The organism is Bacteroides ilei, from assembly GCF_900128495.1.
Taxonomy (GTDB): Bacteria; Bacteroidota; Bacteroidia; order Bacteroidales; family Bacteroidaceae; genus Phocaeicola; species Phocaeicola ilei.
The window spans coordinates 2037790-2062290 of record NZ_LT635801.1; the positions used below are offsets into that span (position 1 = coordinate 2037790).

Genomic DNA, 24501 nt, shown 5'->3' on the forward strand with positions numbered 1-24501 from the left:
ATTGCATTATCTTTGCATGTAGACGTGCGATAAAGTAATCTTTTTAATGAATATAGCAGCAGACAAAATTTCCTGTAAAGCTTTGGACGTTACAGGAGCAGAAATCAGAATTGAGCAAGATAAAAAGAATTGGGTAGAGTATTCACAGTTAATAGCCGGGGTTATGTCTAAGCGGATGGCGGAACTTGGGTAAGCATACTATTTTCCGCCTTGACGCACATTATTCACAACCCTACCTTTGCGCCGTAACCTTTAACAATAATGATTATGGCAAAAGAAAAAGTAAACTATCAGGAGGTATATGACCTCTACCAGTTGTGCAGCGAGACCAAGGATCTTCGGGAGTTCTGTGCTGATTATGGAGTAAACTACGACAAGTTCATGAACTGGCAGCGTCACCAGCTGTGGAGCGAGAAGTTGGGTAAGACAGTCCAGGCTGAACAACCTAAGGTTGCCAAAGTCCAGATAACCGGTAAGCCTTGCAACAGTCCAACCGTGAAGTTGGAAGTGAAACATCCTGAAGGCGAATCTCCGATTAAGTGGGTGAAACTGCAACTGACATCCGGCGCGACACTGTTCCTGAGAAACACCACAGTTCTTGATTTGAGCTTGTTGCTTAATAAAATGATAGGATGATATGCTTGGACTGAGTGCTAACCTGAACTATTACCTGTTCAACGGTAATGTGGATTTGCGGAAAGGCATTTTCCGTCTGTGTGAGAGTATAAGGGAAGAGATGTCACTTGACCCGAGCGATGCATCCAATGTATATATGTTCATGTCCCGTAACCGGAAGGTCGTTAAGATACTTCATTATGAACGCGGATTTTATGTGCTTTACGAGAAACGTCCTGTTATGGGAAAATTCAAGAAACCTGTGTTTGATGAAGTCTCCAGGTGCTACCGTATTCAGTGGTCTGACATGGCTTACCTGACGGAAAGCATCGTAGTGGACAGAATGTATGTAACCCCTAAAGAATGAACAATAAGACGTTGACTTTCAATGAAATAATATAAAAACAAACGGTGAAAAGTTTGCGTAACTGCCTGATTTTTCGTACCTTTATATCATGATTGATGAAAGAGCATACGAGTTACTTTGCTGCCAGCTGGGTCTGGCAAATGAGGAAAAGGCAGGGCTTCGCAAACAGGTAAACGAACTGATTGCGAGGCTTAAGGCTATTGAAGAATCAAACAAAGAGAACTCCAAGGCTCTGGTTGATACAATCAATGACCTCAAAGAATCCCTCGAAAAGCAATCAACCACGGTTGAACATTACAGGAAAGAAATGNGAACTTATGAGAAAGCAGCTTGAGGCAAAAGACGAGGTGAACATGATGCTGGCAAATGAGATATCCAATCTCAGGCTTCAGCTTGAGGACAGCAGGAAACATCGTTTCGGCCGTACCTCCGAGCAAAGAAGGCTGCTGAACAACCGTAACATTGACAAGTCTGCGATGGAGAAGTCCGAGTATGACGGCTCTGATAAGAAAGATGATAATAATAAGGCAGATGGTAACGGTACTGGCAGCAATACCTCTTCCGGTAACGTACCTGCACAGAACTGCAGGCCTTCAAGGAAAAAGGAAACAGCTCCCCGTGCAGAAAAGACCAGGCTGAAGGTGGATAAGGTAGTTGTTCATGAAATAGAAGATTATTACCAACTCCCGGATGGTGCAAGGCTTATGAACCGTAACGGAATGGCTGATGTGTGGGAATACAGGGTCATAGAACATGTAAGGGCTCATAATGTGGAGCATGTGTACAAGGTGGCGAGGGTAAAGCTTGCCGACGGCACTTTCACAAGCACGATGGAGCATCCCTTGAAAAACCTTGGAGGTATCTTCTCCCCTGAACTGCTTGCCCGCCTGCTTTGCCTGAAATATGACTTCAGCATGCCTGAGAACAGGCAGATAAGACTGCTTGCAAGAGAAGGCATCCACATAAGCAACACCACGCTGAACAGCTATATCCATAACGGAATCTCCAGACTAAGGGAGTTTATGGAAGATGTCTTCAAGGAGTTTGTACAACAGGCAAAATACCTTATGGTTGATGAGACTACCGAACTTGTCGGAGTTGAAACACCGGAAGGTAAGGCTTACAGGAGAAAGTATTTATGGGCTTTCTTTGCAAAACATGTCAAGCTGGTTTATTATCATTACAATAACGGTAGTAGAGCCTCTGATGTAGCAAAGACCTTCCTTGAGCATTTTATGGGATCTATATCTACAGACGGATATACGGTTTACAGGATGTTTGACGGAGAAGAATCAAAGGTGCTTCATATAGGATGCTGGACGCACTGCAGAAGGCTGTGGGTTGATGCCTTGCCTTCAGACAGGAGGGCAATGGACATAATAAATCCTATCGGTGATATGTTCAGAAATGAAGATCTGTTCCGTATGATGAAACTCAGCAGCGGGCAGATTAAGGAAAAAAGACTTAAACTTACAGGACCTATTCTTGAACGTATCCATCATAAGGTGGTCATGATGATGCAGGATGCGAAGATTATGGCTAACGAACTGATAAGAAAGGCTGCGAACTATACGTTAAACCAGTGGAAATCCCTGAAAAATATCCTAAAGGACGGTGCAGCGGAAATCTCGAACAACCTCTGTGAGCAAAGGATGAAACCTGTAAAGCTGCTGCTCAAGAACTGCATGAATATAGGTAGTGAATATGCGGCAGAAAACTCGGCATTCATCTTCTCCCTGATAGAAAGCTGCAAACTTAATGATATAGACCCTCAGGATTACCTGAAGCACTTGTTTGAATGTATTCTTCATGGTAAGGACTGCGACAAGAAGGCTCTTCTGCCATGTTTTTATAAATCGGAATGTTAAAACAAAAATATTTTCTTACGAACTTTTTTATTTTATCGGCTGAAAAACAGCCGATAAAATCGTCGTGGCGGAAAATAGAATGGTTACGGAACTTGGCTTTACGCAGTTAATGCTTGCTGAGAAGATGAATTGTACCCAACAATATATTTCAAAAATATTGAAAGGGAAAAAGAATATGTCACTGGAGACTATATGCAAAATAGAGAATGCATTAGGCATCGAGATTATCAAAAGTCTAAATAGAAATGAATAACGAATAAAGCAGATTTATGTCAATACAAAGTGAAGCGGCATTAGAAGCCGGACTTATCGCTGCCCTTCAACAAATGGACTATGAATATGTCCAGATTGCAGAGGAAGATAATCTTCAAGCCAATTTCAAACGGCAGTTGGAGAAGCATAATCATAAGCGGTTGTCAGAGCATGGTCGTACTGAATTTACCGATGAGGAATTTGAAAAGATACTTATCTACCTGGAAGGTGGTACGCGCTTTGAAAAAGCAAAAAAACTCCGGGACCTCTATCCGCTTGACACGTCAGATGGCAAGCGCATTTGGGTGGAGTTTCTCAATCGTCAGCAATGGTGTCAGAATGAGTTTCAGGTGTCGAACCAAATTACGGTGGAAGGACGTAAGAAATGCCGTTATGATGTAACCATTCTTATAAATGGTTTGCCTTTGGTTCAGATTGAATTGAAACGCCGTGGCGTGGAACTGAAACAAGCATACAATCAAATACAGCGTTACCACAAGACTTCATTCCACGGACTATTTGACTATATCCAGTTGTTTGTCATATCAAACGGAGTAAATACACGTTATTTCGCCAATAATCCGAATAGTGGTTATAAATTCACATTCAACTGGACTGATGCTGCCAATCATCCGTTCAATGAGTTGGATAAGTTTGCCGTATTTTTCTTAGAGAAGTGTACGCTCGGTAAAATTATAGGAAAATATATTGTACTGCATGAGGGCGACAAGTGCCTGATGGTGCTTCGCCCTTATCAATTTTATGCGGTAGAGAAGATTTTGGACAGGGTACAAAACTCTAACGACAATGGCTATATCTGGCATACAACAGGGGCTGGAAAAACATTAACTTCATTCAAGGCGGCACAGCTTGTATCGGAATTGGATGATGTAGATAAGGTGATGTTTGTAGTTGACCGTCATGACCTCGACACTCAGACACAATCGGAATACGAGGCATTTGAGCCGGGTGCGGTGGATAGTACCGACAATACGGATGAACTTGTGAAGCGACTGCAAAGCAATTCAAAGATTATTATCACTACCATTCAGAAACTCAACTCCGCAGTCAGCAAGACTTGGTATAGCAACAAGATTGAATCTGTCCGTCACTCACGTATCGTAATGATATTTGATGAGTGTCATCGCAGTCATTTCGGGGACAGCCACAAGAAGATTATGAAGTTCTTTGACAATGCCCGGATATTCGGCTTTACCGGAACGCCTATTTTTACTGAGAATGCGGTGGACGGACATACCACTAAAGAAATATTCGGCAATTGCCTCCATAAATATCTGATTAAGGATGCCATTGCGGATGAAAACGTGCTTGGTTTCCTTGTGGAATACTATCACGGCAATGAAGTCGTTGATAATGACAATCAAGCCCGGATGGAAGAAATTGCAAAATTCATCCTTAACAATTTCAACAAATCCACATTTGATGGAGAATTTGATGCCTTGTTTGCCGTGCAGTCCGTTCCGGTGCTTATACGCTATTACAAGATTTTCAAATCTTTGAATCCTAAAATCCGAATCGGTGCAGTGTTTACATACGCAGCCAATAGTAGCCAGGATGATGACCAGACAGGTATGGGTACAGGTCAATATACAAGTCAAAGTGTAGGTGAAGCTGACGAACTGCAAGCCATCATGGATGATTACAATAAAATGTACGGAACAGCTTTCACGACTGAGAATTTCCGAGCATACTATGATGACATCAACCTGCGCATGAAAAAGAAGAAAACGGACATGAAACCGCTTGACCTTTGCCTTGTCGTGGGTATGTTCTTAACCGGCTTTGACAGCAAGAAACTGAATACGCTCTATGTGGATAAAAACATGGAGTATCATGGCTTGCTGCAAGCGTTCAGTCGTACCAACCGAGTACTGAACGAGAAGAAGCGTTTTGGTAAAATCGTTTGTTTTCGTGACTTGAAAAGTAATGTTGATACGTCTATCAGGTTATTTAGTAACTCTGACAATCCTGAGGATATAGTGCGCCCTCCGTTTGAGGAAGTAAAACAGGAATACAGAACTTTAGCAACAGAGTTTCTTCAAAAATATCCTACGCCCGGCAGCATAGACTTTCTGCAAAGTGAAAACGACAAAAAGAATTTTGTGCTAGCTTTTCGTGATATAATCCGCAAACACGCAGAAATCCAGATATACGAAGATTATAGCGAAGATGCGGACGATCTTGGACTGACAGAACAACAATTCAACGACTATAAGAGTAAATACCTCGACATAACAGTTGGCTTTATCAATCCTCCAGTTACACCACCAGTTGTTGCGGAAGATCCTGTGCCATACGGCAGTAATCAAGGCTTGGAAGATATAGATTTCTGTCTTGAACTTCTGCACAGTGACATTATCAATGTGGCTTATATCCTTGAGCTCATTGCCGACCTTGACCCATATAGCGATGATTATTCTGCCAAACGCCAGCATATCATTGATACTATGATTAAGGATGCTGGAATGAGAGGCAAAGCCAAACTCATAGACGGCTTTATCAAAAAGAATGTGGATGAAGACAAGGAAAACTTCATGACTGGGCGTAATAAGGCTGACGGTACAAATGAATTGGAGGAACGCCTGAACCAGTATATTGTATCTGAACGAAATAAAGCTATATGTGATTTGGCTGATGAAGAACAAATTTCTTCCGAGGTGCTTAATCTCTATATAAAAGAGTATGACTATTTGCAGAAGGAACAGCCGGAAATTATACAAAAGGCTTTGAGAGAGAAACATCTTGGCCTGATAAAGACAAGAAAAGCATTGACACGCATTCTTGACCGTCTGCGTTGTATCATTAGAACTTTTAGTTGGGATTAAAGAGTATGGATAAGATAAAAGAACCAGGATATGTTTATATTTTAACCAATCCAAGTTTTCGTGAGGATTGGGTAAAGATTGGTAAAAGTTCCAGACCTGTTGATGTACGCTCAAAGGAACTTGATAATACGGCTGTACCTTTGCCTTTTGAGATATTTGCCACAATTAAAACGGCAAAATATAATGAGGTCGAAAAACTTGTACACAATATAATTGACAATTTGACGAACTTTCGTATTCGTCAGAACCGAGAGTTTTTTAATGTTGCACCACAAAAAGCACTGGAAATTCTTAAAGAAATAGCATTAACCATTGATGATGCTGTCGTAACAGAGTATGATAATAATCAACCTGTGTGTAGTGATAACCCAATATCTATGCCTATTCAAAAATGCACCAATCACGGAAAAGATTATACAAAGTATTCACTTAACGGAGTTGGTTCTTATGGAAAAGGTAGGCTGGCATTAGAGGTTATTCGTGTTTATGTCGGTTCTAACCATGTTAATTATAATGAATTAGTTGAATTATTGCCTAATCGTTTAATTAAAACAGTTGATGAAGTAAACCGTTGGAAAAGTCAAACATCTGACACTCATAAAAGATGGTTTGAAAAAGACATCCTTATTTCTAATGATGGTGTTAAATTTGTTGTTTCATCACAGCATGGAAAAGGAAATATAGGTAAGATTTTTGAGCTTGCCGATAAATTGGGTTATGAAATTAAAGAATTGAAATAAAATTATGAGCGAAGAATTACAACAGAAACTCCGTGACCAACTTTGGGAGGTCGCAAACCGTTTGCGTGGCAATATGTCGGCAAGCGACTTTATGTATTTTACCTTGGGGTTCATCTTTTATAAATATTTGTCAGAAAAAATTGAAAAATACGCTAATAGTGCGCTTGAAGACGATGAAGTGACCTTTAAGGAATTATGGAATATGACCGATGCTGATGCTGCGGAATTGCAGGAAGAGGTCAAAAACCAGTGTCTGGAAAATATCGGTTATTTTATAGAACCACAATTCCTGTTTTCATCAGTGATAGATACCATCAAGCGGAAAGAAAATATACTGCCTATGCTGGAACGTTCTTTGAAACGCATAGAGGACAGTACACTTGGACAGGACAGTGAAGAGGATTTCGGAGGACTGTTCTCTGATATTGATTTGGCTTCTCCTAAGTTGGGTAAGACTGCTGACGATAAGAATACATTGGTCAGCAATGTGCTTCTTGCTTTGGATGATATAGATTTTGGTGTGGAAGCCTCACAGGAAATTGATATTCTCGGTGATGCCTACGAATACATGATTTCCCAATTTGCTGCTGGAGCCGGAAAGAAAGCAGGAGAGTTCTATACACCTCAGGAAGTCAGTCGCATATTGGCGGAAATTGTTTCTATTGGCCACCAACGTCTGCGCAATGTGTATGATCCTACTTGTGGCAGCGGCTCGTTATTGTTACGTGCAGCAAGTATAGGAAAGGCTGTTGATATATTTGGACAGGAAAAGAATCCGACTACCTATAACCTTGCCCGTATGAATATGCTTCTTCACGGAATCAAGTTCAGCAACTTCAAGATAGAAAACGGTGATACGCTCGAATGGGACGCATTCGGTGATACCCAGTTTGATGCGGTAGTCGCAAATCCGCCGTTCTCAGCCGAATGGAGTGCCGCCGACAAGTTCAACAATGATGATCGTTTCAGCAAGGCCGGACGGCTCGCACCGAAGAAAACAGCCGATTACGCCTTTATCCTGCACATGATTTATCACTTGAATGAGGGCGGTACAATGGCTTGCGTAGCTCCTCACGGCGTGTTGTTCCGTGGAAATGCCGAAGGTGTTATCCGCCGTTTCCTCATAGAAAAAAAGAACTACATAGATGCCATTATCGGATTACCAGCCAACATATTCTATGGTACAAGTATTCCGACCTGTATTCTTGTCTTCAAGAAATGCCGTAAGGAAGATGACAATATCCTGTTCATTGACGCAAGCAAGGAGTTTGAAAAAGTAAAGACTCAAAACAAGCTTCGTCCACAGCATATACAGAAGATTGTTGAAACCTACCGTGACCGTAAGGAAATAGAAAAGTACAGTCATCTTGCCACCTTACAAGAAGTGGCCGACAATGACTACAACCTGAATATCCCCCGGTATGTTGATACCTTTGAGGAAGAAGAACCTATCGACATCAAGGCCGTAATGGCAGAAATCAAAGAACTTGAAACCAAACGTGCCGAACTGGACAAAGAGATTGAGGTGTATTTGAAAGAATTGGGACTAGTTGAATAAATGAAGGTATAATGGCAAAACGGTTTGAGATAAGAAACAGTACGGCAGAATTCCTAATCTTCGCTATTGAGGGCAAGGAAGATGGCATACAGGTGATGTATCAGAATGATACCATCTGGTGTACGCAGAAAGCTATGGCAACCTTATTTGATTGTTCGACAGATAACATAGGCTTGCATCTTAAGAATATATATGCCAGTCAGGAGTTACAGAAAGAAGCAACTACCGAGTTTTTCTCGGTAGTTCAAACAGAGGGTGAACGTCAAGTCAACAGAAAGACCCTGTTCTACAATTTGGATGCCATTATATCTGTAGGGTATCGGGTAAACAGTATCAGAGCCACACAATTCCGCCAATGGTGTACCTCAGTCATCCGTCAATTCTCTATACGTGGTTATGTGATAGACAAGAAACGTATGGAAAATGGATCATTTATCGGTGAGGACTATTTTGAGCACTTACTGGCAGAGATTCGTGAGATCCGTCTCAGTGAACGCCGGTTTTATCAAAAACTTACTGACATTTACGCCACAGCTATTGATTATAATCGTGATGCTCCAACCACAAAGTTATTTTTCAAGAAGGTTCAGAACAAAATGCATTATGCGGTACACGGCCAGACAGCAGCAGAACTGATTGTGAACAGAGCCGATGCTGAAAAAGAACACATGGGACTGACAACCTGGGAGAATGCCCCAGACGGGAAAATAGTCAAGACTGATGTAAGTATTGCCAAGAACTACCTGAAAGGTATAGAACTGGAAGATATGGGACGTTTGGTCAATGCAGTTCTGGACATGGCAGAGCGTATGGCAAAGCGTCATATACCTATGACAATGGAAGATTGGGCAAAACGTATCGACATCATTCTGGAAGCAGGTGGTGATGCAATCCTTACTGATGCAGGCAAAGTTACGGCTGAGTTTGCCAAGAAATTTGCTGAAGCCGAATTTGAAAAATACCGAATCATTCAAGACCGCTTGTTTAGTTCGGATTTTGATCGCTTTAATACCGGTGAAAACTTTCTACCGTTTGATATTAATCCTGATAAAGAATAATGATTATGACAAATAATAAAGATAAAAAAGTCCTTAATGTTCCAAATCTGAGATTTCCAGAATTTACTGAGGAATGGAAAAAAGTAAGAGTTTCAAACCTTTTAGATTTTTATCCGACTAATTCTCTATCATGGGAACAGTTAGACTACAGTAATGGACAAATCAAGAATTTGCATTATGGATTAATTCATAAAGGTTTGCCTACAATGGTTGATGCCTCTTCCGATTTACTTCCTTATATAAAGGAAGAGATTGTGCCGAAATCATATACACTATTCAAAGAGGGAGATGTTTCTTTTGCTGATGCTTCTGAGGATACGAACGATGTAGCCAAAGCTATTGAAATTCTTAATTGTAATGGTCAACAAATTGTTTCAGGATTACATACCATACATGGACGAGATAATACAGATCAAACCGTTATTGGTTATAAAGGTTATGCTTTTGCTTCCGAATCTTTTCATAAACAAATCAGGAGAATTGCTCAGGGTACAAAGGTGTTCTCAGTAAGTGTTCGTAATTTTGATGAAACTTACATTGGTGTTCCTTCAAAAGACGAGCAGGCTAAAATTGCAAAATTGTTAATAGCGATAGATAAGCGTATTGCTACCCAAAACAAAATCATTGAGAAATATGAATCCTTAATTCAGGCAATTATTTATCAGAAAAAGATGGATGGAATACGCGATGGGAATTGGCAGAAAACGGAATTAAGCAAAGTTCTACAAGAGAGAACAGAAAAGAATATAAATGGCTATACTGTTTGTTCTGTATCTGTAAGTCAAGGTGTCATTAATCAGATAGAATATCTTGGACGCTCTTTTGCTGCCAAAGAAACATCGCATTACAATATTGTTAAATATGGTGACATTGTTTATACAAAAAGCCCAACAGGTGATTTTCCTTATGGAATAGTAAAACGCTGTTATATTAAAAACGCTGTTGCGGTATCACCTCTGTATGGTGTATATAAGCCGATTAATGATAACATCGGAGTTTTTCTGCACTTCTATTTCATGCAGTCCAACAATGCGTTCAATTATTTGCATCCACTTATACAGAAAGGAGCGAAGAACACAATCAACATTACTAACGCCCGTTTCTTGGAAAACTCCATTCCTCTTCCAAAAACAGAGGATGAAGTAGTCTATATTGCTAACGCCCTGACAAGCATTCAAACAAAGATTGATGTAGAGAAAAGTTTGTTATGTTCGTATGAGAAAGAAAAACAATACCTACTTCGTCAGATGTTTATATAAACAACTGACGTAAAAGGTAACTTTTCTGTTCACAAAGTAAATTGGCTATATTCTTTTCGATAGAAAGCTTATCCGAATAGGCTTTGAGAACGGAGTATATTTTGTTCTGTTTTTCTACCGTTGGAAAAAGAAACTTTTTTTTCATGAAATCGCTCTTTTGCAAATTGAAACGTGTACTGCCTTGTGCCAATGGGAAAACTGCATATTCCGGCGGATACCCGTTCAGCATTTCCGGTGATATCCGTTCAGTCCCCAGTTAGTATTCAGTGTTGTTGGCAAAGTTAATACTTCTTTCTTAGGCTCTCTCCTTTAAGGTCAAATTTTATTGCCTTATGCACGATTCTGTCCAGACAGGCTTCTGCAATGAGTTCGCTTTGGAACACATCATACCAGTCTGCAACGGGAAGTTGGCTGGCCAGGATGAGTGCCTTCCGGTTGTACCGGTCATCTATGATCTGTTCAAAGTCATGCTGTATCTGGCCGTCAAGCTTGACCATCCCAAAGTCATCGATAATCAGCAGGTCATGTGCGTTCAGTTTCCGGAAGAAGTTTGTCTCCCGTCCTTCCAGATGTACAAGCTTCAGGTTCTCAATGAGCATGTTCATCGTGAAGTACAGTACCTTCCGGCCGTTCCTGCATGCCCTGTCACCCAAGGCGCAGGCGAAGTAGGATTTCCCGGTTCCTGCCGGTCCGGTAATGATGACCGTCATTCCGCCCGTGATGTAATTCCCGGTTGCAAGGTCGGCTGCAGAGCAGGCCTGTATTCCCCTTGCCGTGTCCGTTTCAAGTTCTTCCATCGAGGCTCTCAGACGGAAGCCGGCATTCTTTATAAGACGCTGGATGCGGTTGTTCCCTCTCGTGTCACGTTCGTACTGGAGCATGATCTGCATGCCTTCACGCAGGGTAAGCTTGTCCAACTGATGTGTTTCTTCCAGGGAGCTCCAGCAGCTTGCCATTCCCGGAAGCTTCAGCTCGTGCAGTGTTCTTTCTGTTTCGTTGCTCATAATCATTTATTGTTGTTGGTTCATGTCATTTCCTGTAAAATAGTCTTTTCCACGCATGTTCCCGTGATTTGACGGTGTAGGCGCATGGAAGATTACCGTCTCGTCGGCAGATGCATTCATGCCGTTACGTCTGAGTATGGCTTCAAACTTGCTGTAGGAGTAAATACCGTACTCCATGCACTGACGGCAGGTAAGGTCAAACGTGGCAAGGTCATACTTCCTTCTGAGACTGACTATGGAGTTGCACAGCTTGTAATACACCTCTTCAGGCTGTGCGGTACGTTTGGGGTCAAAGATGCTCTTTACGTATTCATGGCAGTCCGGCGATATGTCCTTCGCCTTTTCCACATAATAGGCTGCCGAACGCTCCATGATTACCCTGCAACTGGATGCGAGATGTTCCCTGACTGTGGTATAGCCGTATGTATGGCTGCGGATATGTGAAGCTACCAGTTTCTGCTCCACATAGACCTTAACCCATGAACGGGTAAAGACTACTCTTGCCTGTTTCCCTACATGGATATAGGGCACGGAGTAAAAATGGGTCACCTTGTCCTGTCTCAGCTCCACATGACAGTTTGCCTGTACTTTCAGATCGGCATACAGACGCATCTCATAGGGTTCCGGTTTCAAGGGCTTGAGCAGTTCCTTCTCCATGGCATGAAAACGCTCTTCACGGCTGTAGGGACGCTTCTGCATACGGGTCTGGTTGTGCCTTTCCATCAGCTCCCATACGGCACGGTTCAGTTCCAGGAGTGAATGGAAGGTGCGGTTACGCAATCTGGCATAGATACGGTTATATGTAATCCTTACGGAGTCCTCTACCAGGGCCTTCTGTGTAGGTGATGCCGGGTCGCATGGCAGCACTACAAAATGGTAGTAGTTGCCCATGTCCTCAAGAGCCTTGTTCAGCTTCGGCTCATGCCGGTCATTGCTGATTACAGCCGATTTGAGATTGTCAGGAGTCAGTATGGGAGGAACACCGCCCAGATGTTCCAGGCACATTCTTATGGCATACAGGAAGTCCTCCGTCTTCTGCGAAGGTACACATATCACATAGGTATAGTCGCTGTAAGGCATGCAGGCGACAAACACCTCCACCTTGATAATTTCTCCGGTTTCGGCATCCACATAGCTGAGCTTGTCACCGGCAAAGTCCACCATGAGCTTTTCACCCGGTTTGTAGGTGTTGGCAAGTACGGCTGTAACATCCTTCTTCGCAACGAGATTCTGCTTCAGATGGTAATAGAACTGTGATTTTCCGTAACCGTCGGGATGAGTCGCACGGTATTCATCGAACAGGACCTGACGGCTTACATGGGATTTGGAATCCGTCAGCAGTTCCTTGTATCTGGGGAGCAGGATCAGGAACTCTTCCATTCTCCTGTCCGTATATGCCGGTGAACCGGCATGGAACATCCGTTCCAACTCGGGATCGTCAATCTCAAGGAGGTCGCTGATGTTCCATCCGTTGGCTTTTACTGTATTCACATAACCGTTGACGGTTTCCTTGTCTATCGGTAACTTGCGGCTTACACCGCGATTGGATTCTCCGGCCTGCTTGAGCTGGAGTACTTGTTTTATCAGACTCATATCCTTTGTTGTTCCTGCCATGACTGTGCTGTTTCTTGTTAGCTTACCAGCACAAAGGAAACTGAAACCGGGGAAAGAATGAACGGATATGCTCCGGAAACGAAGATATACGCTCACAATTCCATGCACGGCTGAACGGATATACTCCGGAAAATCTGAAAGCATACGTCTAAAGTGAACGGGTATGCTCCGGAAAAAAGGTGCTACAACGTGCAATTCTCGGAGGTGAACGGATATGCTCCGGAAAAATTGAGATTTTAATGTCTGGTTATCCATTTTTTCATCCTTTTAGGGGATGAACGGATATAAGATTGTGCTTTTAAAGGCTATTTTTATGCTTTATAAGCTGCTGGAAAGTGAACGGGTATGCTCCGGAATATGTAGGAAAACAGCCTTTCTAAATGATTTGGTTGAAATATAGTATGCTAAAAATGGAGGGAAAATCTTACTTTCATCTGTGATATGGACACCAAAACAAAAACTATTCAGGTATAAAGGATAAGCATCTCCCAAATACACTGCACCCATTCCAACTTCATCCGGTGTTTCAGATGACAAGGTGAAAAGAATGTCGCCATAGCGGACAACCGATTGTTGCTCTGTCTCATTGATTTTGACTAAACCAACATCGGTTATATCAATGATTTGATTCTGATAGACATTCATATATGTTATGTAGGGCCACCCATTACCAAAATCTTCTGCACTTTTACCTGATAAACCTGAATATGGTTTACCAAAATCATTAAATGACAATTCGACTTTATGCTGTTCTGATTCTATTAAGGTTTCGCATATTGCCTGAATTAAGGATGAAATTTCTGAAATGTCCGCAATCTGTGAAAAACTTTTTTCTAGTCCCAAAGATAAGCAACCACAAATAAGATTATATGGTTTTTTCGGTGATTGGCACTTTGTACGGCTTTCTGATATTTGCCATAGAATCTGCAGAAAAAATACGGGAGAGCAATGTAAGCAAGTTTTAACGATAGCAGCTCAATATGGTCTTGTTAGTCAAGAAGAATTTTTCAACAAGAATGTTGCTAGTGAAAATTTGTCAGGATATTACCTTCTACAAAAGGGAGATTTTGCATATAATAAAAGTTATTCGGGAGATTATGTTTGGGGGACAGTAAAACGTTTAGACAATTATGAGCAGGGTGTACTATCCCCATTATATATTTGTTTTCGTCCAGACCCAGCTAGAGTGGATTCTGATTTTCTCATCTATTATTTTGAATCAAAAAAATGGCATAAAACTGTCGCAAATATAGCTGGTGAAGGTGCAAGAAATCATGGTTTACTTAATATCTCTGTTGTAGATTACTTTAATACTATTCATTGTATTCCATCTATGGATGAACAGAAACAAATAGCTCAGATTATAGGTACATTGTTATCAAAGATAGCACGAGAACAACGCATGTTGAATTGTTACGCTGCACAACGGCAATACCTACTTCGTCAGATGTTTATATAAACATTTGGCGAAGTAAATATTGTTTTTCTGACTGTACAGCAATTAAGATGTCAGTTTCTACTTGGACTTTTCTTTCAAGTAAAGAAAGAAAAGCAGAAATTGTTTTTTGTTGTTCTATTATCGGTACTATTACCCTGAATTTAGCTAAATCTTTCTTCTGAATATTAGGTAATCCTGAGCCAATGCGAAGTTTCATAATAGTATCCTCATTACATTTAAGGTAATGATACAGATATAGTTTCTCTACATTATTTGTGATATTTTGAATTGTATAGCAATGTCCTCCACTCCAAAATGGAGTGGTATTGAATTGTACATAACCACAAGAATTTCCGCCTTCACTTATAGATATGGTGTTGGCTTCAGTATTATAATCATCATAATAACCTGATGGTTCTATGCCTCCATTCATCACATAGTAATTGCCACTATCTGTAAGAAATTCTCCATTGACTTGTTTACCTTTAACTATATCACATATATCAGCTAATGTAACAACATCACCATTTATAGACGTAAAGAATCTTTCTGAAATTGCGGACTTTAGTTTTTTCAAATCCTCAATGATTTTGTTTTGGGTAGCGATACGATCATCTAGCAAATGCAACAAGCGACTGATTTTGTACTGTTCTTCTATTCTAGGGATTGAAAAAACATATTTCAGCATCTGCTCCTTATCCCCACGTGGCATTTTCACGCCCTTAGCTCCAGACATAACATAATTGATAAAAGTGTCATTTGCCATTATATAATGTAGGAATGAAGGAGAAATAGATTTAGCTCTAAAAACAAACACATCAGTACTACAACCTCCATCACTATTTGCTGCCCACACTTTACGCAAGTAAGGACGGATATTAGATAATAACACATCACCCTTCTTATAGTGTATTACGTTGGTGTTGTTAGGAATAGATATAGCCGGGTTAATGCCACCAAAATCAGACTTCATATTTTCTGTTGATACATAATTAGCCAAAGTAAGCTTGTCTGTACTAATCCGTTCTTTTACAAAATCAGTTACATGCCCCAAGGAGCATCTTTCCCATTCTTCCGTAAATTCAGGGAATCTCAGATTTGGAACATCTCTTATTATATTTCTTTAATTATGAGAATTAATTATCAGAATTTTATGAATAACAAGACAATTAGAGAAATTGCGGTTGCTTGGAAAGAGTACAAGCGACCTTACGTGAAGCAGTCCACAATGGCTGCATATTTATTGATTTTGGAAAACCACCTCCTTCCTGCTTTTGGAGAGAATGACTCACTTCCAGAACAGAGTGTACAGAGTTTCGTATTAGAAAAGATTGAATGTGGATTGAGTGTCAAATCAATTAAAGACATTCTGATCGTTCTGAAAATGGTGATGAAGTTTGGAGTAAAGAATGAATGGATGAACTACTATGAGTGGGACATCAAATATCCTACAAATTCAGCGAACAAGGAACTGGAAGTATTGTCTGTTTCTAATCATAGGAAAATACTTGATCATATTCAGAGTCATTTTACGTTTACAGGGCTTGGCATTTATATAAGTCTTAGTACAGGTTTACGTATCGGTGAAATATGTGCCTTGAAATGGAATGACATCAATATAACAGAAGGTACTATAACTGTTAGCCGTACCATTGAACGTATATATATGATTGAAGGAGAAAAGAAACATACAGAACTTGTTATCAGTTCCCCAAAAACAAAAAACTCATGCAGAGAAATCCCCATGAGCAAGGAATTGCTTGCTATAGTTAAACCACTAAAGAAGATTGTCAATGATAATTTCTATGTACTTACCAATGATGAACATCCCACAGAACCACGTACGTACCGTAACTATTATAACGGACTGATGGAAAAGCTCGGTATTCCCAGATTGAAATATCACGGTTTACGTCATAGCTTTGCAACACGCTGTATTGAGGCCGGATGCGATTATAAAACAGTGAGTGTTTTATTAGGTCACTCTAACATTTCTACCACACTTAATCTTTATGTTCATCCTAATATGGAACAGAAGAAACGTTGCATTACAAAAATGTTCAAATCATTAGGAAAGTAAGAGTATATTTACCTTTTATATAAGATTACAAAAAATCAGTAGATTATAAATACAAAGCCAAATGCCTTTTTCACATAGAGGCGTTTGGCTGTATTAGTAGGGGTGTATATAGATTATACTTGTTACATAAGTTAACATTTCTTATATGCTATGGTAGGAAGTGAGCATCAGCTCACTCCATGCCAGTAAAGGTAATAAAATTCTTTTCAGTTTCATAACAGAGGGATTTCAAATCAAAATGCACAAAAATAAATGTCTGTTAAGAAGAAAGTCTAAATATAGTATCTGAAATTCTACAGATGACTATATTTAGACTTTTATTTATTTGGTCGTATATATAGAAATTACCGGCCTGGATTTATGAGGTTGATCTTTCGGTGTCTCCTGAATAGTTCCTGACTGCATAGAGTAAAGCCAAGCCTTATTCTCCTTTTGCCCTTCCACTTCAGTAGAAGACCATAACCAGCATTCACCCGGATTCAGATTAATCGGAGTTCCCCCGACTTCAGTTATACATTCATTAATCTGATGCCGGATAGAAAACAAATAATAGAGTTGCCGGACAGAAGGAATATAGGCCGATTGTCCATAACTCCACAAATCAAAAGATTTGATAGCCATTGGTGATTGGACTTCATCATTGTTGAACAAAGAATAGGTATTCTCATTTCCGTCCTCATCAGTCAATGATGCAGAAGTACCCTGATCAATACCAAGACTGTCGGCAAAAGCCAGAGGTTCCATATCATGAATGTAAACTGCATAACCAAGATTGTCAGTTTCAGCACTACGGTTTACATGGAAAACTATGGCAACAGCTTCCTTGTCAGATTGCTTGAATTTGTCCATGGACAATATATTCCCGTCTGAACAAACCACATTGCCGACTTGAAGGGAAGATAAAAGACCGTCATCTTCTTCATGTTCACAATGGCAGGAAGTGAGTATCAGCCCACTCCATACCAATATCGGTAATAAAATTCTTTTCAGTTTCATAACAGTGGAATTTCAAATGACCTGATTACACATTGCGCTTCCTTGTCCATAATAAACCAGTATTCAGAGCGGTACGGTTGCCCGTCAGAATCAGTAGCTTCATACTCTATCTTTACCTTCCAGCCGCTGAACGGCTTGCGTTCCTGCCCGGCTTCATCACCAGCAGGCTTCAGTTCCCCCGTAACCATCAGAGAGCGGAGTGCCGTCATGGCATCCATCTGACGTTTCATCTGTCCGGACATCCCGTGACATTCTGAATCCGGATTATCAAAATCCGTATCCTCCATAAACCTGCGGCTGATTTTCATCATGGCCACAGAAAGAGCCATCTTCTCCTTCATGGTAACATACTCACGGCCAAATACAGAATCCGGTTTGCTGATGCCGACAATCTTTACTGATTCCGGATTGTCCACTGAAGCCATCAGTGCCTTTTTGGCCATATCCTGTGCCTTATTCTCGCTGTTGTCGGAACAGCCGGTTCCCATTCCGAGCAGAACTGCCACTGCAGGCAGTATCAGTAGTTTCTTTCCCTGTTTCATATCTTTACGATTTGAAGTTTGTCCGGAGCAAGACCGAGGCGTTTGCGGTAAATGGAACCGTCCTCCCGGTACATCTCCAGCTCGGATGAAGTAATGTTTTTCTCACAAAGCTCTTTCACCTCTTCCAGTGTCAGCTGATGGCCTCCTATATTCCTCCATATGGCGAATGAGCACGGTGTTTCCTGATTGCTGTAGTTGGAACAGTTGAAAGCCCTTGTTCCCACACGTACCTCGCCGCCGCAGTGCGGACACCTGCCGATAACAGACTGCATATTGACCGCACCGTCATCAGCAAGTTCCAGCATTGTCGGGAAAGTCTTTCCTTCCTTGGTGGAGAATCCGTCCAGAAGGATACGGCGTTTCTCCAGAAACTCGGCAATCTCCCCGTCATTCATTTTCCGGTTGCCGATGATGGCATTGATGTTGAGCACACAAGAAGGATGCTCACTTGTGTTGTTTTCGCAGCGATACCCCTTGCAGGTCTTCACCACGTTGCCGCCGCAGAACGGGCAGCGTCCTATAATCTTCTTTTCTGAATCCATATTCCTGATAAATTACAATGTTTGAATTAATTGAATGAGAACCACCGGTTCCAGTCCGCAACGATTCCGCCTATGATGTTCTTGCCGGACATCACGTTTGCCCAACCTTCCGGGTCAAGAGAGAACCAGAGGTCATTCCATGAGAGTGTGCGTACCTGCCATGCCAGGATAAAGAGGTCGGTATTAACAGCCTCCAGTCTGGTCAGTACCTCGTTTGCTATGTAGTACCGCTCGGAAGAACTGAGCAGGTTTACCTTGTGCTTCTCCTTGCCTCCGTCAGAACCGCCTGTATCATAGCTTCCGGAAGTCACCAGCTGCTTCATGAACGGATAAAGCGCAGCCATCTGGGTTGCGGCATCAGCCAGCTCGTCCGAGACGATTGCAGCAATGGCCGTTCCCTTCAGGTTACTGCCGACCGATTTGAGCAGCAGGCTGCAGTTCTGAGGTATCTCCGTGGCCACCAGTTCCCCGGCACGCTTAATCTGATAGAGATTCTGCATGGCACCCTGTGCATTGGAAAGATATTCCAGCATCTTGTTCTCCACACTGTGTACCCTGTCGAGAGCGACCGTTACGGCAGTCTCGGCAGCAATGATTTTCTCATGAGCCTTCTGACGTTTGTCATAGATATTCTTCAGAGTGGAAGTCTGTGCAAAGACAGCCCCCGTCAGAGTCGGGTCTGTCTGTTGTGCAAAAGTGTCTGTACCTTTCAGCAGAAAAACAGCAAGGGCAGCCACTACCGTTATTCTTATCTTGATTTTGTCCATATCATTCAGATTTTACGTCCTTTATTCCTTTGTTCGCTCAGATTCTGTTCACGTTCCTCTTTGTGTGGTGAAATCATCGGCTCCATCGGCCTGTTCAGCAGACAGTCGTTCCAGTCCTTGAAAGCCTTCGGCGGAAGCCACTGTCCCATACGGTACCGGATGTTCAGCTGCCTGGCAACCTGGGCCAGCAGGGGACGGTTCATGTCAGGGTCGAATACCTTTCCCTTCGCTTCAATCCGGATGCCGCCGTCAGTCCTGCTTATCTTCATCTGAATACCTTCCTGCAGAGCCATCATGCGCAGTCCGTATATCCTTCCGGCCAGGTCGTTGTCAAAACAGTCGAAGGCACGTGCATTGGGAAAGCGTTCCATAACTCCGGTTATCTGCCTGTCGGAAAATGTGCCGCCCAATGAAACCAGAGCCGCACTGTCCCCAATCTGTATCCGATTCATCTGGTAGAAGGCCATGGCATCAAAAGCTGATTCACAGAAAAACACGCTTCTTACATTGTCCGGACTGATACCCGAAGGAACAGCCACCCATGCCGAAGATGACGAATCCGTACCGGCAGCCTTTGACTTGTAGCCGCCATGTCCTCTGATTTCATACCCTCTGACTTCATTTCCCTTTCCGTCAGTATATGGGAATCCGATATTGTAGCCTTCAAACTTCCCGTTGTTCCTGTCCCTTATAAGGGAAATAAAGGGTGAAAGAACCGTAACTGTCGCTTTGGACAGTCCGCGCCGGAAGAACAGTCCCGGTATTTCACCTGTATCAACCGGCTTCACCTCATATCTGGAAGCGTCAAACACACCGCATGATTTTCCCGCCGATTTAACATACTCCCTGTCCTCCCTGTATTCCGGTTCCGGCATGTTGGCAAAGCGTGCCATGACCTTGGCTATCTTCTGCCATTCATCCTTTCCCGAAACGGTAAAGGAAGACAGATTCTCACGTATGAGTGTCACCACATCGCCCTTGGAACCGTCACGGCGGAAGAAGGTCTGTGCCGCCTTGTCGTTCGGATGGCTGACAATCAGCGTATCCCTTCTGTTACCGCCCTCACCGAGCACCAGCTCGATGTAACGTCCGACACCGGCCTTCCTGTCCAGACGGTATCCCAGAGCATATGCAATGTCATCAATCCCCACACGGGATTTCATTTCCCTGAAATTAACCTTGTAGTCACTCATGCTTTCCGATTTAAGATGTTATACAGAATTTCATATACCAAGTCCTGTACCGGCATTCCGGTTCCTGCCCATCATGGTAATCTCCGGTTCGTATGTCTTCCGTGCCGTCATGTTCAGAAAAGCCTCCTTGTCCTTCCAGTCCGTAAGCTGGAAGAATGTTTTGGCCGTTTCTCTGGAAACCTTCTTCAGCCCCAGTTCCACACCATCGTATGATGCACGGATGGCATAGTCACCAGAACGTGTCTTGACGATGGCCGCATTCCTGAAAGGCATCTCCTCGTCCGCACTGACAGGAGCCAGCGTGTCATTCTTTGCCAGATAAGGCTGCTCGCCGAGTGCAAGACGCTGTTTGTCCACATGGTCAAGAATCAGGTCGGAAGCCTTGTTCACGTCAGCCATGACCGATACGATAAACTTCGGTTCCTGTTTCAGTACACCAATCCACGAGTCCAGATAGGCAGCTGAGTTATCCGTTATCCTGGAATCAAAGCCCATGGAATGGCTGATCATGGCAGCCGTAAGTTCCGCCACCAGCTCCTCCTTGGCATATTTCGGGTCACCGAACCTGCCACCCATCTCCCTGTTCAGACGCTCCGGTGTCATGGTGGAGTGAGTCATTTCATGCAGCATGGTAGAATAATACTCCATTCCGCCACGGTAGGTTTCTTCCGGAGAATCACCGATATTGAACTGCGCCTTCATGGGCAGCACCACAATATCCTTTGAGGGAGAATAATAGGCACCGTTCTCACGTTTGTCGGCACGTATCGGACAAAGCCACTGCTGCGTCTCCACCATACGGTCGAGTGCGGCATGGGTGTACATACCTTCCGTATCCCTAAGTTCCGGAACCTTAAACTTGTCCATGAGTTTCTGCATCCTCTCCGGCTGTACTTCGGCCAGATTGGTCTGTGCCACATTGTATACCGGGAATGACTTGATGAAAGGAATGACATCCATATCCTTCTTCTCTTCCTTGCTCATTGCACGGTAATCCTCCGTGCTTATCCTCTTGCCGTGACTGTCCTTTATCATCATATCCCAGTACACCACCGGGAAGGCCTTTTCACCCTTCAGGACATGAGCCTTCAGGTTATGAGCCTGCTTGAAGGTCAGATATACAGGAAGCTGGTAGTTCATGGCTGCAGTATGCATCTGAAGGAAGAAGGAATTGGAACCGGAATAGTTGCGGCCACCCACATTCTGCGGCAGTCCGGCATAACCCGATGCACCTCCAATCCATCCCTGTTTCCATCCGGTATCCTTCATCTGCTGCATACGCTCAATCATCATTGCAGCGAAACGGTCTATGGCCACCTGTCCGCTGTTTCCCTGAGAGTCAGTTCCAGATGCCATAGCTGTCGTCATCCATTACCTGACGGTCCATCTGCTCGATGTCCGTCTGTTCCACATAGAACTCGGCCGATTCATCCGAAGAGTCCGTACCGTGTGACCGGCACCACTCCAGATAATCATCTGCATTCTCACTGTCCATAACAAAGCGGAGGAAACCTATCTTGCCCTCCTGCAGAAGCTCCACAAGCTCCTCATGATTCATTTTAGCTGACATATAACTTGTATTTTAGTTTTCTGATTATGTTACATTTTCATAGAAGCCGTTTTCTCCACCTTTGCGGTATTGGCGGCAAGCATACCGGTTATTTCCGTATTCAGATATTTGGCCGCAATCTGTTCCCTTGTGGCCGTCTTGGTCTTGAAAAGCGAATAGCCGTCATCGAAGGAGATTTCATGCCGGGAAGTCTGTCCCTTTTCTCCGAGGTCAACCGACACCTTCCATTTGTTGTCGTTCCTGTCCTTGGCCACACGCACACCCTTGGGGTCAACACCTTCAGGAAGCTGATACTTCTCGTATGCGGATTTCAGATGCAGACGTTCCCCGAAGTTCTTCTCAATAAGCTGGTTTGGAGTGGCCACCCTGTCGAAGTAGGCATTCAGGTCCTGGCGTGAAGCCACGGCAGACATGTTCGTATCCCCAACCTGAACATAGAACTTGTATTTCCCAAAGTCAGGACGCTGCTCGTTTTTCTCCTTATAGACATTGAACTTGTTAACGGTTATGGAACCGTCCGGTCCTGCAATCTCCATTGGCATACGGAAGGCTTCCTCAGAAACCTTTGGCATCAGCTTTGTCGGATAGTAGCGTTCCATGAGTTGCGGTACAGTCATTTCCTTGTTCTGATAGGCAGCAAGGTCTGCTGCATCCATCTTCTGCGGCTTGAGCTGCTGTCCGTCAATCTTTGCGGTAAAGTACCATTCGGCAGGATTCGTGGTACTCTGGTAGGCATGGCCGTGAGTAACCTTCTCACCGTTGGCAGTCACCATCTGCGGCTCACGGGGCTTGCGTTCCTGGGCTGTCTCCGTTTTCTGTTCGTTCTTCTTTTCGGTCTTTACCTCATTATCCGTCCCGGTTTCAGCTTTAGTTTCGGCTTTGGCCTTCGACTTCTTTTCCCTTACAGGTTTTACATCAACAGTGTTCTCCACTGTTCTGTCAGGAGCTTCCTGCATACCCTGTTCCTTTTTCTTATTTCCCATATCTGTATTGTTTTGAATGGTTCTGTCATTAATTTCAGTTTTATCCTGTCCGGCCTTCTTCTTCAAAGGACTGTCCAAGGCATCACAGATTGCCACCCTGATTCCGGAACGTATCAGTCTGGGCAGATAAACGTCAAGTGCTGATTGAGGGAATGATGCAACCTTTACAGGTCTCTTGTAGTCAGGCAGCATCCTGTCTGTAATCTCGATGGCAATCACTGCGGCAGCCTTGACGGCATCCTGCTTATAGAGTTCATAGAAACTGTTCCGTCTGAACAGCAGCATGGCATCCGGATGCTTCTTCTTCAGTTCGTTGAACTGCCTGATGATACCGTTATCATTATCTGAATCTGTTTTTTTAGTCATAGGAATCAGTATTAGAGTTTAAGGCTGTTTGCTTTTGTTTCCTTTCGGGATGGAGAGAGTGAAATGGCACGTTCCACGGACTTTTTGTCCACCACCTTCTGATACTCCCAACGGTTCTTGTCAGTCATGACAAGGCCGAGGTATTCAGGATGAATCTCGTCATAGCGGAGCTTCTGCTGCCTTTCCCATTCCTTCATGTCACCCTTGATAAGCTTGAATCCCTGCTGCTCCTTCAGGTCAATGCCGACTGAAACCTTCTCACCGCCCACATTCAGCTCAACCGGTTTTCCCTCCCGTACCTGCTGCTTCTGCTGCATACCCAGTTCAATGTCGTTTACCTTCTCCATGTCCTTCAGACGCTGCTCCAGCTTGATGTCTGTAACACGTCTGTGAATGACGGATTTCGTTTCCGGATCAAGCTGGAGATACTGCTGAGTCTTTTCACCGTTTACGTTGACCGCCTTCTGTATTACCTCACCTCTGGCCAGGCGTTCAGCCTCCTGCTGAGTGAGATTGAGAACCTTGTTGCGTTCCCGGTCCAGTTCGGCACGTACCGGATAAGCTATAAGAGCCGGAGCACCGTTCTTGTCTGTAGTCATCTGTAGCTTCATCGGCATGGTAATGATGCTGCCGTTCCTTGCGTTGATGGATACCAGCATGATGGGAGTCACTTCACCTGCCATCAGCTTCTCCTTCACTTCCATGGGTAAGCTGTCCGCTTTTTCACGGTCGATACCCAGTATTGCCAGTTTCTCGTATGGCAATAAATCGGACTGATTTCTGTTGTGCATTTCCATATTACTGTAATTAAGCTGTTATATTTGCGGTTCTAACCGCCTGAAT

At 43.1% G+C, this 24501-nt stretch carries 24 protein-coding genes and 2 pseudogenes; 12 read left to right on the plus strand and 14 right to left on the minus strand.

Features of this window, described 5'->3' with window-relative positions; translation table 11 throughout:
• The first annotated feature begins 46 nt into the window (after positions 1–46).
• The 10 genes and pseudogenes from BQ7489_RS08745 (at position 47) to BQ7489_RS08790 (ending at position 10563) form a co-directional block, all read left to right on the plus strand.
• Positions 47–193 (plus strand): hypothetical protein, encoded by a 147-nt coding sequence (locus BQ7489_RS08745; protein ID WP_239496933.1) that lies wholly within the window; start codon positions 47–49, stop codon positions 191–193.
• A 74-nt stretch (positions 194–267) separates the two neighbouring features.
• Positions 268–636, plus strand: coding sequence for a hypothetical protein (locus tag BQ7489_RS08750; protein WP_008668732.1), 369 nt, complete (start codon positions 268–270; stop codon positions 634–636).
• 1 nt (position 637) lies between these two features.
• Positions 638–982 (plus strand): IS66 family insertion sequence element accessory protein TnpB, encoded by a 345-nt coding sequence (tnpB, locus tag BQ7489_RS08755; protein ID WP_072529653.1) that lies wholly within the window; start codon positions 638–640, stop codon positions 980–982.
• An 88-nt stretch (positions 983–1070) separates the two neighbouring features.
• Positions 1071–2850, plus strand: a pseudogene (tnpC, locus tag BQ7489_RS08760) (IS66 family transposase).
• Positions 2851–2932: 82 nt separating this feature from the next.
• Positions 2933–3103 (plus strand): annotated as a pseudogene (locus tag BQ7489_RS08765) (helix-turn-helix domain-containing protein); the annotation flags it as partial.
• 16 nt (positions 3104–3119) lie between these two features.
• Positions 3120–5948, plus strand: coding sequence for a type I restriction endonuclease subunit R, EcoR124 family (locus BQ7489_RS08770; protein WP_072530704.1), 2829 nt, complete (start codon positions 3120–3122; stop codon positions 5946–5948).
• Positions 5949–5953: 5 nt separating this feature from the next.
• Positions 5954–6688: a GIY-YIG nuclease family protein gene (locus BQ7489_RS08775; protein WP_005649223.1), complete on the plus strand. Its 735-nt coding sequence runs from the start codon at positions 5954–5956 to the stop codon at positions 6686–6688.
• A gap of 4 nt (positions 6689–6692) precedes the next feature.
• Positions 6693–8246 carry a type I restriction-modification system subunit M gene (locus BQ7489_RS08780; RefSeq protein WP_072530705.1) on the plus strand — a complete coding sequence of 518 codons (1554 nt, stop codon included), beginning with the start codon at positions 6693–6695 and terminating at the stop codon, positions 8244–8246.
• 11 nt (positions 8247–8257) lie between these two features.
• A complete protein-coding gene (locus BQ7489_RS08785) occupies positions 8258–9304 on the plus strand; it encodes a virulence RhuM family protein (RefSeq protein WP_072530706.1) in 1047 nt (348 codons plus the stop codon).
• Between the two features lie 5 nt (positions 9305–9309).
• Complete coding sequence (locus BQ7489_RS08790; protein WP_113745285.1) at positions 9310–10563, plus strand: restriction endonuclease subunit S; 1254 nt, start codon at positions 9310–9312, stop codon at positions 10561–10563.
• Here BQ7489_RS08790 and BQ7489_RS17860 read toward each other — a convergent pair.
• From BQ7489_RS17860 to BQ7489_RS08810, 4 genes are all read right to left on the minus strand, one after another.
• A complete protein-coding gene (locus BQ7489_RS17860) occupies positions 10556–10792 on the minus strand; it encodes a restriction endonuclease subunit S (protein ID WP_072530707.1) in 237 nt (78 codons plus the stop codon). The genes BQ7489_RS08790 and BQ7489_RS17860 overlap by 8 nt on opposite strands.
• Positions 10793–10844: 52 nt before the next feature.
• Positions 10845–11567: an IS21-like element helper ATPase IstB gene (gene istB / locus BQ7489_RS08800; RefSeq protein WP_072532092.1), complete on the minus strand. Its 723-nt coding sequence runs from the start codon at positions 11565–11567 to the stop codon at positions 10845–10847.
• A 6-nt stretch (positions 11568–11573) separates the two neighbouring features.
• Positions 11574–13181: an IS21 family transposase gene (gene istA / locus BQ7489_RS08805; RefSeq protein ID WP_072530708.1), complete on the minus strand. Its 1608-nt coding sequence runs from the start codon at positions 13179–13181 to the stop codon at positions 11574–11576.
• Between the two features lie 318 nt (positions 13182–13499).
• Positions 13500–14024 carry a restriction endonuclease subunit S domain-containing protein gene (locus BQ7489_RS08810; protein WP_204352747.1) on the minus strand — a complete coding sequence of 175 codons (525 nt, stop codon included), beginning with the start codon at positions 14022–14024 and terminating at the stop codon, positions 13500–13502.
• Between BQ7489_RS08810 and BQ7489_RS08815 the strand changes: the two genes are divergently transcribed.
• Positions 13987–14640, plus strand: a complete 654-nt coding sequence (locus tag BQ7489_RS08815) for a restriction endonuclease subunit S (protein ID WP_113745250.1) — start codon at positions 13987–13989, stop codon at positions 14638–14640. The two genes, BQ7489_RS08810 and BQ7489_RS08815, sit on opposite strands and share 38 nt — an antisense overlap.
• Here BQ7489_RS08815 and BQ7489_RS08820 read toward each other — a convergent pair.
• Positions 14633–15736, minus strand: coding sequence for a restriction endonuclease subunit S (locus BQ7489_RS08820; protein ID WP_072530710.1), 1104 nt, complete (start codon positions 15734–15736; stop codon positions 14633–14635). The two genes, BQ7489_RS08815 and BQ7489_RS08820, sit on opposite strands and share 8 nt — an antisense overlap.
• A 36-nt stretch (positions 15737–15772) precedes the next feature.
• Here BQ7489_RS08820 and BQ7489_RS08825 point away from each other — a divergent pair, with 36 nt between their 5' ends.
• A complete protein-coding gene (locus tag BQ7489_RS08825; protein ID WP_072532093.1) occupies positions 15773–16699 on the plus strand; it encodes a tyrosine-type recombinase/integrase in 927 nt (308 codons plus the stop codon).
• Positions 16700–17020: 321 nt separating this feature from the next.
• Here BQ7489_RS08825 and BQ7489_RS08830 read toward each other — a convergent pair whose 3' ends face one another.
• Genes BQ7489_RS08830 through BQ7489_RS08870 form a run of 9 tightly spaced genes read right to left on the minus strand, consistent with a single transcriptional unit; the run spans position 17021 to position 24455 of the window.
• A complete protein-coding gene (locus BQ7489_RS08830) occupies positions 17021–17695 on the minus strand; it encodes a hypothetical protein (protein ID WP_072530711.1) in 675 nt (224 codons plus the stop codon).
• Positions 17692–18237 (minus strand): hypothetical protein, encoded by a 546-nt coding sequence (locus BQ7489_RS08835; protein ID WP_072530712.1) that lies wholly within the window; start codon positions 18235–18237, stop codon positions 17692–17694. Before BQ7489_RS08835 ends, BQ7489_RS08830 begins: the two co-directional genes overlap by 4 nt.
• A complete protein-coding gene (locus BQ7489_RS08840; RefSeq protein ID WP_072530713.1) occupies positions 18234–18779 on the minus strand; it encodes a topoisomerase C-terminal repeat-containing protein in 546 nt (181 codons plus the stop codon). The genes BQ7489_RS08835 and BQ7489_RS08840 overlap by 4 nt, the downstream gene beginning before the upstream one ends.
• A 26-nt stretch (positions 18780–18805) precedes the next feature.
• Positions 18806–19546, minus strand: coding sequence for a hypothetical protein (locus BQ7489_RS08845; protein WP_072530714.1), 741 nt, complete (start codon positions 19544–19546; stop codon positions 18806–18808).
• A gap of 5 nt (positions 19547–19551) precedes the next feature.
• Complete coding sequence (locus BQ7489_RS08850; RefSeq protein WP_072530715.1) at positions 19552–20739, minus strand: toprim domain-containing protein; 1188 nt, start codon at positions 20737–20739, stop codon at positions 19552–19554.
• A 30-nt stretch (positions 20740–20769) separates the two neighbouring features.
• Positions 20770–22095 (minus strand): ArdC family protein, encoded by a 1326-nt coding sequence (locus tag BQ7489_RS08855; protein WP_072530716.1) that lies wholly within the window; start codon positions 22093–22095, stop codon positions 20770–20772.
• Entirely contained in the window at positions 22079–22309 is a 231-nt protein-coding gene (locus BQ7489_RS08860; protein WP_072530717.1) for a hypothetical protein, read from the minus strand. The genes BQ7489_RS08855 and BQ7489_RS08860 overlap by 17 nt, the downstream gene beginning before the upstream one ends.
• A gap of 29 nt (positions 22310–22338) precedes the next feature.
• A complete protein-coding gene (locus BQ7489_RS08865) occupies positions 22339–23658 on the minus strand; it encodes a MutS N-terminal domain-containing protein (protein ID WP_072530718.1) in 1320 nt (439 codons plus the stop codon).
• 11 nt (positions 23659–23669) lie between these two features.
• The gene (locus tag BQ7489_RS08870) at positions 23670–24455 is read right to left on the minus strand and encodes a DUF4099 domain-containing protein (protein ID WP_083580517.1); all 786 of its coding nucleotides are present in this window, start codon (positions 24453–24455) and stop codon (positions 23670–23672) included.
• Positions 24456–24501 lie beyond the last annotated feature (46 nt).